The 12,694-nt window shown below is 33.5% G+C and carries 12 protein-coding genes; 6 read left to right on the top strand and 6 right to left on the bottom strand.

Going from position 1 to position 12,694, the window contains the following annotated elements; genetic code table 11:
- Positions 1–3: 3 nt before the first annotated feature.
- Positions 4–1,179 carry an MFS transporter gene (locus D2K62_RS06490; RefSeq protein WP_117161119.1) on the bottom strand — a complete coding sequence of 392 codons (1,176 nt, stop codon included), beginning with the start codon at positions 1,177–1,179 and terminating at the stop codon, positions 4–6.
- A 170-nt stretch (positions 1,180–1,349) separates the two neighbouring features.
- Between D2K62_RS06490 and D2K62_RS06485 the strand changes: the two genes are divergently transcribed.
- The 3 genes from D2K62_RS06485 to D2K62_RS06475 all read left to right on the top strand — a co-directional run bounded on the left by D2K62_RS06485 (position 1,350) and on the right by D2K62_RS06475 (position 3,318).
- On the top strand, positions 1,350–1,742 hold the full coding sequence (locus tag D2K62_RS06485; RefSeq protein WP_112179928.1) for an OsmC family protein: 393 nt from the start codon (positions 1,350–1,352) through the stop codon (positions 1,740–1,742).
- 92 nt (positions 1,743–1,834) lie between these two features.
- Entirely contained in the window at positions 1,835–2,461 is a 627-nt protein-coding gene (locus tag D2K62_RS06480) for a YczE/YyaS/YitT family protein (protein WP_112179929.1), read from the top strand.
- 62 nt (positions 2,462–2,523) lie between these two features.
- Positions 2,524–3,318: a YfkD famly protein gene (locus D2K62_RS06475; RefSeq protein ID WP_117149067.1), complete on the top strand. Its 795-nt coding sequence runs from the start codon at positions 2,524–2,526 to the stop codon at positions 3,316–3,318.
- Positions 3,319–3,359: 41 nt separating this feature from the next.
- On the opposite strand, the gene D2K62_RS06470 is transcribed toward D2K62_RS06475, so the two are convergent.
- Positions 3,360–4,214 carry a mechanosensitive ion channel family protein gene (locus D2K62_RS06470; protein WP_232824162.1) on the bottom strand — a complete coding sequence of 285 codons (855 nt, stop codon included), beginning with the start codon at positions 4,212–4,214 and terminating at the stop codon, positions 3,360–3,362.
- 109 nt (positions 4,215–4,323) lie between these two features.
- On the opposite strand from D2K62_RS06470, the gene D2K62_RS18895 reads away from it, so the two are divergent.
- From D2K62_RS18895 to pdaA, 3 genes are all read left to right on the top strand, one after another.
- Entirely contained in the window at positions 4,324–4,473 is a 150-nt protein-coding gene (locus D2K62_RS18895) for an SE1561 family protein (RefSeq protein WP_198663142.1), read from the top strand.
- Between the two features lie 96 nt (positions 4,474–4,569).
- Positions 4,570–5,871, top strand: a complete 1,302-nt coding sequence (locus tag D2K62_RS06465) for a Na+/H+ antiporter family protein (RefSeq protein WP_117161118.1) — start codon at positions 4,570–4,572, stop codon at positions 5,869–5,871.
- 58 nt (positions 5,872–5,929) lie between these two features.
- Positions 5,930–6,721, top strand: coding sequence for a delta-lactam-biosynthetic de-N-acetylase (gene pdaA, locus D2K62_RS06460; protein ID WP_117161117.1), 792 nt, complete (start codon positions 5,930–5,932; stop codon positions 6,719–6,721).
- Between the two features lie 83 nt (positions 6,722–6,804).
- On the opposite strand, the gene D2K62_RS06455 is transcribed toward pdaA, so the two are convergent.
- The 4 genes from D2K62_RS06455 to D2K62_RS18890 all read right to left on the bottom strand — a co-directional run bounded on the left by D2K62_RS06455 (position 6,805) and on the right by D2K62_RS18890 (position 12,483).
- Complete coding sequence (locus tag D2K62_RS06455; RefSeq protein WP_112179933.1) at positions 6,805–8,916, bottom strand: RNA degradosome polyphosphate kinase; 2,112 nt, start codon at positions 8,914–8,916, stop codon at positions 6,805–6,807.
- 130 nt (positions 8,917–9,046) lie between these two features.
- Positions 9,047–10,573: a Ppx/GppA family phosphatase gene (locus D2K62_RS06450; RefSeq protein WP_112179934.1), complete on the bottom strand. Its 1,527-nt coding sequence runs from the start codon at positions 10,571–10,573 to the stop codon at positions 9,047–9,049.
- A gap of 162 nt (positions 10,574–10,735) precedes the next feature.
- Complete coding sequence (locus D2K62_RS06445; protein WP_157967344.1) at positions 10,736–12,112, bottom strand: hypothetical protein; 1,377 nt, start codon at positions 12,110–12,112, stop codon at positions 10,736–10,738.
- Between the two features lie 185 nt (positions 12,113–12,297).
- Positions 12,298–12,483 carry a hypothetical protein gene (locus tag D2K62_RS18890; RefSeq protein WP_198671276.1) on the bottom strand — a complete coding sequence of 62 codons (186 nt, stop codon included), beginning with the start codon at positions 12,481–12,483 and terminating at the stop codon, positions 12,298–12,300.
- Between the last annotated feature and the right edge of the window lie 211 nt (positions 12,484–12,694).

Genomic DNA, 12,694 nt, shown 5'->3' with positions numbered 1-12,694 from the left:
CTGTTATGATGCGCGCATAACGTCAACTGTCTCTTTTTTTGATGCAATGGCTAGCATTACAATTAATAATAAAGCTATAATAACATAAAAAAACGATGTATTAGGAAATAATTCAATAAACTTTCCACCGAGAAACGGACCGGTAATACTTCCTAAACTAAAAGCAATACCACACATAATATTCCCTGCGGGTAATAAGGCTTTAGGTAGTAAATCAGCCATATAGGAGACTCCAAGTGAATAGAGTGAACCAAGGAACATGCCAGCACCTGCAAACGTGACAAATATCCATACAACCGAGTCTTCTAATAGTGCACCAATAAAGAAAATGAGGATGCCACAAGTGATTACTAAAAGTAGCATTCGTTTTCTACCTATTTTATCACTAGCTATTCCTAAAGGAATTTGAGTAATTAAACTAGCTAATGAAAAGAAGGGGATAACGAGAGAAATTAGATTGACATCATGTCCAATTCGTAATCCATAGATAGGGAAAATACCGTGTAAGCTTGCCTCTAAAATTCCATAGGCAAAGGGAGCTAATAAAGCAACCCAAGCAATTTTACCAGTCTTGATAAAACGTCCAATGGAGGACTTCATTTCAACTGTTTCAATCCCATCATTTGTATTTACAAATTCATTTCGAACGAAAAACATTAATGACCAGACGATAAAACAAAGTGTTGCTGCAACAATAAAAGGAAGGCTCTCGTGAATGGTGAGCAATCTTGTCATGGTCGGACCTAGTGAGAAGCCTAGACTAAAAAACAACCCATAATAGGCAATTATTCTACCACGACGCTCAGGTGGTGCAGTCGAGGTAATCCACGTTTGTGTTGCAAAGTGTAACATGTGATCACCAATTCCAACTAATAAACGTAGAATGAACCAGAACCATAGTGCTTGCCAAATTGGAAAGAAAGCCAGTGATGCTACTACTAAAAATCCACCAATTAATATAATTGGTTTATACCCTAGTTTTTGTAAAGGTTTCTCCATGAATGGTGATGCAAGTAAAACACCAATATAAAGGCCTGTAGCATGTAAACCATTTACCAAAGATGATACCCCGTTTTGTTCTAAAATAATCGCAAGTAAGGGTAATAACATACCTTGTGAGAATCCGGAAATTGTAACAAAACTAATTAAAATCCCAAAACGTACCTTAGATGACACCAATTCTTCGTACCTCCGATCTCATCTGAATAAATTATGTAAAAAAAACACGATAATTATAATTTAAAGCTTTTTATGTCAAAGGTCAATTTGAAGTTAATTGCTAAAATACTGTGTAATAGTAATTTAAAAAGGGAACAGACTAATACCATAGTAATAAAGGAGTGGTATAGATGGAATTTCAATATAAGGAAGCTGGAATGAGGGTCAATCTCCCTTATGGTATGTTAAATATTTCAAGCGATGAAGATTTTGGATTTCAACCTTCCGAATTGATGGTAGCGTCAATTGCTGGTAATAGTGCATCTGTATTTATGAAAGTTTTAGAAGAACAAAGGGTAAAAGTAGATGATATATTTATTCGTACTGAAATCACTAGTAATCCAGAGGAAACAGATCGTATTGAAAAAATAAACATACATTATGTTATTAAAGGGAAAAATCTGAGTGATGATAAGTTATATAAGCATTTAGCTGTAGCTAGAAAGAAATGTTCCATGATTCGTTCAGTTGAATCAAGCATTGAAATTGAAGAAAGTATTGAATCGATCGAATTAAGCATATAAACTGAAAGAGCCTATTCATTTCATTTTGGATAGGCTCTTTTTTACATAAGAAGTATTATAAAAAAAGTAATTGATGGGGAGACGAGGAAGTAATGAAGAGCTTTAAAGTTCGTTCAATCTTTTTTTTAGTTGGTATAGTTATTCTATCTTTTGGTATCTCGATGACGATAAAGGCAGATCTAGGAGCTGGGGCTTGGGATGCGTTAAATGTAGGATTATCTAGTGTAATTGGTTTAACGGTAGGAAGTTGGGTAATTATTATTGGTTTGCTTTTAATGCTAGTAAACGCTTGGATTGTGAGAGAACGACCTGATTACTTTGCGATTATTACAATATTAGTGATAGGATTGATGATTGACTTCTGGTTATTGATTGTAATGGAGTCATGGAATTTCTCTGGTCTAATAGAACAATTATTTCTGCTACTTATAGGTATATCTGTATTAGGATTTGGAGTGTCTATCTATTTACAACCAAAATTTTCTCTGAATCCAGTTGATGGTTTCATGGTCGCGTTGAAGAAGAGGTTTCATTTAAGTACAATGGTTGCTAAAACGTTGACAGAGGCTACTGCTCTTGTTATCGCATTTTTAATTGGTGGTCCTATCGGTGTTGGAACATTTATTATATTATTTGGTGTTGGTCCTGCTATTCAGTTATTTGAGCCAACAGCAAATCGTATGGCTACCTATTTAGATAATGGTCAAAAAACCATCTAGTGTATATTTTAGTTAATTAAGAAAAATACTATCCCTAAATGTTTAGGGAAGGAATTGAAAGTATGAGAAATAAGTTGGTAATTTACATGACACTATTAATTGTTTTTAGTTTTCCTTTTAGTAGCGATGCGAAAGACTCTAAATCTAATGAGGAGAACAAATTAGAAATTCCAAATTATGTTTTAACAATATCAAAGGAGAATACGTACCCGAATTCAACTGAAGATGAAGTAACTTTGGAACCGAGTGAATTTGTTGAAGAAATGATAAACGAGTCAGATATACCGATAGATAATCCAGATCTGATTAAGATGCTAAACGAAACAACGATAAAAACCTCACCATTTGCACTTGGTTATCGTGGCAGTATATTTTTAGGACATTGGCCTTTAAATTATAAGTCAGATGAAACAAATGTGAATTGGGAATACCAAAAAATCAATACAAACGAAATGAATAACATTTCCGGTGATGCACAAAAAACAATGAGTTACAATCAACTGGGAAAATCAGATGTAAAAGGCGCACTAACTGCAAAAATAGATAGACCTGATCAAATTAAAAAAATGATGCTACTTGAAGCTAAAAAAAATATTGCATTACCACTCTCCTTTCACACTATATTTGGAAAAGATACAAAAAAGGCAAATACGTATGCAGTTCCGGTTAAAAAGATTGGTTATTTAAATGCATTTGCACCAGCGCTCAGTGAAAAAGGGGAAGTTACTTTTGGTGAGGTATATATAGAACTAAAAGGTTCAAAGAAGAAAATAGTTGTAAAAAACGTGACAAAACAAGGAATTGGTGCTTGGATTCCGATTCAAGATCATGTTTCATTTTCTTTTGAATTGAAATAAAAAAAGGTTTCTGCATATGCAGAAACCTTTTTTGTTATAAACTAGTTTTTATTCGAATTTACATGAACATGTTGTTCAGCCATTTGAATTTGATTATCATACATTGTTTGTGCAATGATTTTTCGTGTTTCTTTTGCAGCGGCAAAATAAGCTAGATCGTGACATAATCCAGTGATAGTATATTGGTAGCCATGATTCTGGTCATTTAAAGAACCAAGCCCAAAGAGAGTAAAAGGCTCTACAGGACTCCCTGTGAGATCCTTTTTTAGATAATCGGCTAGTTCAACATTTAACCTTATACATATATCTTCTAGGATTGTAAAAATCTTCTTTGGATCTTCATAAAAACTGATCGTTACACTTTCTATTACACGCATTTTATTTACATTAAAGTTTTCAATAGTTTCTACTTGTCCATTACTAATTGTCACCAATATACCCGACCATTGGCGTACTTTGACTACCCGAAATCCAATTTCTTCAACAAGACCTTCATAAGTATTGTTAACCTTAATCCAATCCCCTTGCTGTAGTTGCTTTTCATAGAGCATGAAGATACCAGCTAATAAATCCTTGACTAAACTTTGTGCGCCAAAACCAATCACAATACCAAGTACCCCAGCACCAGCAAGCATGCTTGCTGGATTAAATCCAAAAATAGTCAGGACGTAGAAAATGTATCCAATTGTAGCGATATATTTTATAATCGAATTTAACATCGATTCAATGGTTTTTTCCTTTTTATCATCAACAAATCGCGTGCGTTGGAAAAAGGAACGTATTATTTTACGTAAAACAAAAACAATAACTAATAATAAGAAGCCACCAATTATGACTTGGGCTATATCACTTTCTAAAACATTATTTAGAAATACTAAGATGTTATCTAGATCCAATGTCGTTACCTCCAATTACAGAATTCGATACTATTATAGCATGAATTGGACATGTGTTTCTTTTTTTCGTAGTATGAAAAGAGTAAATGAATATATGAGGAGTTATATTATGAATCAACAAGACAAGATTACACAATTAAAATTACAGTTACAAACATTTTCAGATCAATTAGATAATCTAGATCCAAGTAAGACATCAATTGAAGATATTGATCGCTTAATTAATATGATTGAAGAGATGGAAAAAGAGTTAACCTAACAGGCAGCAATCCTTTTAATGAAGGATTGCTTTTTTTTGATCGATCCTTTATCATAGTAAATTGCTATATCGATAAAACTTAGGGAGAGGATAAACATGACTTGGGTAGTAGTTATTTCTGTGTTAGTTATGATTATATTAAGTTTAGCACGTGTACATGTTATTATTGCAATTCTTACAGCAGGTTTAATTGCTGGTTTAATGGCTGGACTGAATTTAGTTGAGTCGATAACTTTACTTGTTGAGGGAATGGGTGGTCAATCTAGTGCGGCCTTAAGTTATATTCTGTTGGGGGCTTTTGCTGCAGCAATTAGTTACACAGGTATAACGCATTTATTAGTTCGGTATTTAATTCGCGTTTTAACAGGAAAGAGAACAATGCTTGTCCTTGTAATTGCTGGAATTGCTTCTTTATCGCAAAATCTTGTACCTGTTCATATCGCTTTTATTCCAATTTTAATTCCGCCATTATTAAAATTATTTGATCAAATGGATTTGGATCGACGAGCAGTAGCAACGGCTTTAACATTCGGATTAAAGGCTCCATATGTAATGATTCCAGCAGGATTTGGTTTACTATTCCATGAAACTATATTAAAGGGAATGGCAAATAACGGAGTAGATATTTCAACAAATGAGATTGCGTTAGCTTTATTAATTCCTGGTTCTGGAATGATTGTTGGTTTATTGATTGCTGTCTTTATTACATATCGCAAACCTAAAAAAGCTGATAATCAATCATTAAATAGTAAAGAAGATGAATTGGATCCAGTAGTAACATTTAACGGTAAACATTGGCTAACAATTATTGCAATTATTGGTGCATTAGTTATGCAACTTGTAACAGACAATTTAATTATTGGTGCTCTAACTGGTTTGATTCTAATGTTTGCTTTCTTAGTCGTGCCGTTTAAAAAAGGCGATTTTATCATGACAGAGGGTATTACGATGATGGGTACAATTGCTTTTGTTATGTTAATCGCTTCAGGATTTGGTCATGTTTTGAGTGAGACTGGAGCTGTAATTGCTTTGGTTGAAGTATCTTCAGATCTTTTAGGTGATAATAAAGCGCTTATTGCAGTGGTTTTATTATTAGTTGGTCTACTGATTACAATGGGGATAGGTTCATCATTTGGAACAATACCAATTCTTGCTGCATTATATGTACCAATATGTATTGCGACAGGTTTTTCGCCGATGGCAACTGCAGCATTAATTGGAACAGCGGGTGCTTTGGGTGATGCTGGTTCTCCTGCAAGCGACAGTACACTAGGTCCTACTTCTGGACTTAATGCGGACGGAAAACACCATCATATTTGGGATACATGCGTTCCAACTTTTATTCACTTTAATATTCCGTTATTTATTTTTGGATGGATAGCTGCAATGGTTTTATAGAATTTGTATAAATCACTTGGTTTCTTGACAAACTAAAAGAAAAAACAGGGTGATTGCTATGAAAAAAATAATTATGTTACTTAGTTTTTCGTTAGTTTTAATGGTTACTTTAATGCCAACTATCGCAGAGGGTTCAAGTTATGGCTGGGGCTATAAAAAAGGAACCAATCATAACCCTCCAGAAGTTGGTAGTTATGGGCAAATATTAGAGAATAATGGTGGCTACTATCTAGATAAGTCTGGTGATAAAGTTGTCTACCTGACATTTGATAATGGTTATGAAGCTGGATATACAGAGTCCATATTAGATGTACTAAAAAAAGAAGATGTTCCAGCAACTTTTTTTGTGACTGGTCATTATGTTAGAAGTCAACCTGATTTAGTGAAGCGAATGGATACTGATGGTCATATTATTGGTAATCACTCCAATCATCATTCCGACTTCACGACGATATCAAAGGAAAAAATGAAACAAGAATTAGCGACTTTAGATGAGGCAGTAGGTCTAATTACAGATCAAAAGGATTTACAATATGTTCGTCCACCTAAAGGTATCTTTAATCCAGAAACAATTAAATGGACAAATGAATTTGGTTATATAAATGTATTTTGGTCGTTAGCTTTTGTTGATTGGCAAACAGATCAACAAAAGGGCTGGGAAAAATCGTATCAACAAGTAATGGATCAGATTCACCCAGGGGCAATTATTTTATTGCACACTGTGTCAGAAGATAATGCTGAAGCATTACAATACTTTATCGAAGATCTTCACAAGCAGGGATACACGTTTAAAAGTTTAGATGATTTAGTATTAAAAAACACCATACCAAAAGAATTAATTAGCATGTAAAAATGTGTGACGTAAAAAGACTAACCGTTTAGTACTGCAGTCCAATTTATTGGAAGCAATACATACTTGGTTAGTCTTTTTACTTATTCTTCATCGTCCATTACTTGATAGGCCATATCATAAAGAAGCATTTGACTGTTACAGTCAGCTTCATCAATATTTGCTTTCACATAATAGTAGTTACCATCAGAAGCTTGTTCACGTGATTTAAGATTGTCTTGTAAGGAAATATCAAGAATGTTCTTTATCCGTTCTTTAATCGATGTATCATAAATTGGAAACATTAATTCTACGCGTTTAATCATATTCCTTGTCATCATATCGGCAGATGATAGTAGTATTCTTTCATCTCCATCACTGTGGAAATAATATATGCGACTATGCTCTAAAAAGCGACCAACAATGCTACGTACTCGAATGTTTTCACTAACACCTTGGATACCAGGCTTTAAACAACAAATTCCACGAATGATTAAATCAATTTTAACCCCTGCTTGAGAAGCCTCATATAATTTCGTGATTAAGGGTTTATCAGTTAATGAATTCATTTTAAGCATGATGTGGCCATTTTCTCTTTTACGATGAAAACTAATTTCTTGATTAATATAACGAATAAAGTCTTCTCTAATTGTGTATGGTGCCATTGACAAATGATGAAAATGTGGTTTATGGGTAAAGCCACTAAGGTAATTGAAAAAATTAGTAGCATCAATTCCAAATTTACGTTTGGTTGTAATTAACGACATATCTGTATAAAATGCAGCAGTTTGATCATTATAATTACCAGTTCCTAAATGAACAAATCTTTCTATTCTACCCTCATATTTCCGTACAATCAGTGTGATTTTACTATGTGTTTTTAGAGAGCTCATCCCATAAATAACATGACAGCCAGCTTTTTCAAGTTCTTTTGCCCACTGTACGTTTTTCTCTTCATCAAATCGCGCTTTTAGTTCAACTAAGACGGTTACTTGCTTCCCGTTTTCCGCAGCTTGTTTTAATGCTTTAATAATCGGTGAGTCACCGCTAACACGATATAAGGTTTGTTTAATAGCGAGTACATCAGAATCAATTGACGCATCACGAAGTAACTCCACAACAGCCTCAAAAGATTCGTATGGATGGTGTAGAAAAATATCCTTCCGTTTAGCTGCATCAAAGATACTTTCATCGCTATCAATATCCTGTGATGGTTGTGGTATCAATTTCTGGTAAACAAGGGGTTCATATTCTGTTGCCAATTTATTATAAAATTGAAAGAGAAAGCTTAGATCTAAAGGACCAGATATAACATATAAGTCTTTTTTGTGTATTTCCAGCACATCTAATAAAAAATTCACAACCTGTTGATCATAGGCACCTTCTTTTACTTCTAAACGAACAGCAGCTCCCCATTTTCTTTTTTTTAGTTCTTTCTCAATCTCTTTTAATAAATCACGCGCACCTTCTTCATGGATAGTCATATCAGCATTTCTTGTGATACGAAAGATGGTTTTTGATCGAACATGATACCCTTTGAAAAATTTATAAATAAAGTAAGAAATAACTTCTTCTAATAAAACGTAATGATCGTTATCATCTACTTGAATGAATCGATCTAATAATGCAGGTACTTGTACAATTGCTGATTTAGTAGTTGTCACGTCATCGTCAATTGAATCGGTGTTATCTTCTGCTTCTAAAACTACTGCAATATTAATTGACTTATTAAGTAGCATTGGAAATGGATGATAAGCGTCTATAGCCATTGGCGTTAAGACTGGAAATATATTCTCTTCAAAATAGCGTTCTAATGTCTCTTCTTGTTGATAGGAGAGTGAATCAACAGATACTATTGCAATGTCTTCCTTATTTAATTGCAACTGTAAAGATTGATATATATTATATTGTTCAGATACAAGCACATGGTTTTTTTCGGCAATTTGATCCAACTGTCTCTTGGGTGATAATCCAGATTTATTGTCTTTTTTATTGAAACCAGCTTTAACCTGGTCTTTTAACCCGGCAACCCTAACCATGAAAAATTCATCTAGATTGGAAGCAAATATAGCAAGAAAGCGAAATCGTTCTAGCAACGGATTGGTACTGTCGGAAGCTTCTTGAAGAACTCTTTCATTAAAGGATAACCAGCTTAATTCCCGATTATTATAGTAAGCTGGATTATCCAGTTTTTGTTGATAGTCGGTTAGTATCATTCTTCATCATCCTTTGTAGATCATCTCCCTTTTATCTTAACAAAAAAGAAAGAATTAAGAGAGATATCGACGTAAAGTTTTTGTAAAGTTTACTACTAAGCATATGATGAAAAAAGATGCTTATTCATTTTTAGTTAGAGATGAAGTGAATTTCAATTAATTTGTGCAGAGATTTTTCCAAATGTTTTTTTTGCTTCTCACTTTGATATGCTTCAGGCATCCAGTTTTTATCGCAATAAAAGGTTAGGTGGATAACATCTTCTTTAATAACTAAATCTAGATCTGTTATAACTTGTCTTTTTGTTGCATCAAGGGAAGAAGTGAATTTTAATAACGAACCTAATAATTTCATCTTTTTCCGTTCTTGTTTTAAGAACCAATTCTTATAAGGTCGTATGAATTGTTTAAAGACAGTTTTGTTTTTAAAAGAAGCAATCAGAGCAATTTTCAGACGATCAACATGCATTAATCCATCAATAGTACGATTTGCTAAAAGATAAAAAGTATGCTCGGCACTTGATTCAGAATCAATGTAATCACCTAAATTAAATACTTGGCTGGCTCTTTTTATTAGTTTCCAATCTTGGTTGGAAAGGGAAACTATACCTGTTTCTTTAATTTTATCGAATAATGACTTAGTTAAATATTGTACATGCGAGATATTCTCAGGGTTTAGGTTATAATCATTCATTAATTCCTGAATACTGTCTTCTAATACATTAGGAAATAAAATATCATCGTTTTTAGGAGCTAATAGTTCATAAAAAATGCCATCACGTAATCCTTTTCTACTCAATACAAAACATTCAGCTTCCATGGTAATATATAAACAATGGAAGGCCTCGATTGCTGGCAAAATAATGTCTGAGCGATCCTTTGATAACCCTTCAACTTTTTGTAATTTCTTTAACGAAAGAGATGATAAATAGTTACTAATGCCAACGATATCACTATAATCCATTTTATATTGATGTAAACCAGCTAATGGATAGGCTTTTTGATTCTGATCAATTTGTACTAAGTTTCGTGCACTACCGCCTATTCCAATTAATGGGATGGCTTTTCGAGTAAGCCAGTCCAATGATTTAAATTGATGGAATAAGTATTCCCTTAAATCCTTAAGATTTGATTCAGGAGAGCCTTCTTTCTCAAAAAAAGTTCGAAGGGTTAATGCCCCAAAAGGAAAACTATGAGCATGGATGAGCTGACGATCTTTAAAATACGTAACCTCCGTACTTCCACCACCAATATCTATCGTAATACCTTCTTTGATAGATGTTGAATTAACTACCGCTAGATAACCGTAGAATGCTTCTTCTTGTTCAGATAAAATACGCATTTCCCAATTAAGGTGGTCTTTAACTAACTTCTTTAATGTATATTGGTTTTTGGCTTGACGGATGGTTGCTGTAGCCACACAAACGAAATTGGTTAAATCATATGTTTTTAATACATCTCGAAAGTTTTGTAGGGTATGGATAAGAATATCTGAGCCCTCAGGAGCTAAGTTCTCATCTTGATCTAGATGGTTACGAAGACGGGCGACGGCTTTAACATTTTCAACTTCACGAAGCCTTCCTGCTTTTTCTTGTACATAAATAACTAAACGCATCGTGTTAGAACCAATATCTATAATGGCATAATAGTTTTTTTTCATGTTAGCACCTACCTAAATTTGAATTGTATAATTATTAGTAGTATATCATATGAGAATCATTTGAAGACTTAAAGTAGAGGCAGGTGTAAGTGGAACAAATTATTAAAGGTAGCCAACATATTATCTAGTTGGCCACCTTCTTTTTTGGATATGAAATTGGCTTTAACCATATTTTTGCGTTTGAATAAGTAGGTTTTGATAAGTCTTTGCCTCTGTATGATTGCCTAATTGCTTATATAAATTAGCTAAGGCTTGAATAGCCTGTGTACTATTCGGGCTTAACTCAATTTCCCACTTAAAACAGTCGATTGCCTTCTCAAATTGATTAAATTTTATGTATAATTCTCCAAGAAGAAATTGGTTATCAGGATCATCTTGTAAATTGTTCATTTTAGTTAAAGTTTGTTCAATTGAGAAGTGATGCTCAACTTCATGAAATGGAGTAAACCATTTGCGAACTTCTGAAATACTATAATCCTCCAAAAAGGTTTTTATAAAAGGCGTAATAAGTGTCTCGATTTGTTTTGCTGTAAGATGTTTACTTAATTGAACGAGTTGCTGATTGGAATGATTAAAATAGCTAGATATTACTTTAGGATCTGCTTGTGTTAAATGATCAACAATTTGATCTAATTGATTCTCTTGTGGTTGATAATTGTGTTCCATGATAAAGACAACAAGATCATTGTGGTGAGAAGATCCAATTAATTTATTTGTTAATGCTTTTTCAATATCTGCATGTTGACTTGATTGATATATATCAAATAGAAGCGTAATTTGTTCATTGATAGTGAATGTTTTCAATGATTGCTCAAGAGCGTTCCATTGCATTTCTTCAAACTTATTTTTTAATAAGTGTGTGCGAATAATCAGGGTATCAATCCACCGATTTTCTGTGTGGAGAAGCATCAATAAATAATGCAATGCTATCTTATTTTCCAAGTTGGTAAAACAAGAAGACTCTAAATATAGGGGGTCAATCTTTACTAATTGTTCATAGTCTTGGTATTGGGTTGCATAACGTTGGAATTGCATATTTTCAAGCATATCTTTGGCAAATTGGTTCTTTTGGTCATGTGCTGCCAATAGTTTTAATACTTGAAAAGCCTTAAGCATTTTACCGTTTCGGCGAAAATCATAGAATGTTTTCTTTAGCAACTGTGTAGCTGATCCTTCAGCAGTGAAAGAATCAAAAAATGTAAAGATTAAGGCTGTTTCAATTGGTGAATAGTCTTGTTGAACTTTTTTATATAATTGATTAAAACGTATGAGTGGGAGTTTTTCATTTTTTGTGAGATGGTGGATGATAGGGTGTTCAGCATCTATTCTTATTCCTGACGTAAATGCTTGATGTATATGAGAGTTTAATTTTATATGATCTGTTTTCATGCCATTCATGTAAGTATCTTTATAAAAAACGAGGTAATAGTAATTATTATGTTCATCAAATGCTTCCATGACTTTACTTTGCTTATAAAGGTATAATTGTTTAACTGTAACATTTATTGTTTTTTTATTGGACTGTAATTCAATATACATGTGAACGCCCTCCTTTAATTCTAATTCCATCATAACATATTCCCTGATCAGATAGCTGTGTAAAAGTTATAGAAACTTTTGATTTAGACTATTTTCTAAAAGATTCTTGATCATGAATAATTTTTCATGAAATTCGAAATACCGTTCCTTGCTTTGAATTTACCATCAACTGCGACACAACAGAATTACCTGAACCGCTTCTCAAGTAAAATTGACTCCCTTTCCGCAGGCACGGCTTCAGCTAACTCGGAAACAAAGAACGTTCCGAGTGGATCTTCAGCCCGCGCTGTTCCTGCAGGAGTGTCGCCAATTTCACTTGATACGCTAATATTCATCTTTCCATCACTAACAGAGAGTATAAGTCTGCACATAAAAATGAACTGTTTTAAATCTTGTTTTATGAAATTAGCATGTAACTGATATCATTTGTAAAATTAGAGACCAGCGAAGGAAGCAAATGGATGACACTCCTGTGGGAATAGCAAATGTTTTCGATGGGATGAGTAATCGCAATCCCACAAGTTGAGGATCCACTCGGAAAGAGACCTTTGCTTATTAGAAGAAAGCTTGAGACTGTGCTCA

The sequence above is a fragment of the Paraliobacillus sp. X-1268 genome (genome assembly GCF_003426095.1).
GTDB lineage: Bacteria > Bacillota > Bacilli > Bacillales > Amphibacillaceae > Paraliobacillus_A > Paraliobacillus_A zengyii.
Note: the sequence above shows the minus strand (reverse complement) of the source record. Positions and strands in the feature narration are given on the sequence as shown.

Coding starts and splice junctions, on each gene's coding strand:
- D2K62_RS18895 (WP_198663142.1), top strand. CDS start 4,324: ATGAATCAACAAGACAAGATTACACAATTAAAATTACAGTTACAAACA.
- D2K62_RS06480 (WP_112179929.1), top strand. CDS start 1,835: ATGAAGAGCTTTAAAGTTCGTTCAATCTTTTTTTTAGTTGGTATAGTT.
- D2K62_RS06445 (WP_157967344.1), bottom strand. CDS start 12,112: ATGTATATTGAATTACAGTCCAATAAAAAAACAATAAATGTTACAGTT.
- D2K62_RS06465 (WP_117161118.1), top strand. CDS start 4,570: ATGACTTGGGTAGTAGTTATTTCTGTGTTAGTTATGATTATATTAAGT.
- D2K62_RS06455 (WP_112179933.1), bottom strand. CDS start 8,916: ATGATACTAACCGACTATCAACAAAAACTGGATAATCCAGCTTACTAT.
- D2K62_RS18890 (WP_198671276.1), bottom strand. CDS start 12,483: ATGTGCAGACTTATACTCTCTGTTAGTGATGGAAAGATGAATATTAGC.
- pdaA (WP_117161117.1), top strand. CDS start 5,930: ATGAAAAAAATAATTATGTTACTTAGTTTTTCGTTAGTTTTAATGGTT.
- D2K62_RS06475 (WP_117149067.1), top strand. CDS start 2,524: ATGAGAAATAAGTTGGTAATTTACATGACACTATTAATTGTTTTTAGT.
- D2K62_RS06450 (WP_112179934.1), bottom strand. CDS start 10,573: ATGAAAAAAAACTATTATGCCATTATAGATATTGGTTCTAACACGATG.
- D2K62_RS06485 (WP_112179928.1), top strand. CDS start 1,350: ATGGAATTTCAATATAAGGAAGCTGGAATGAGGGTCAATCTCCCTTAT.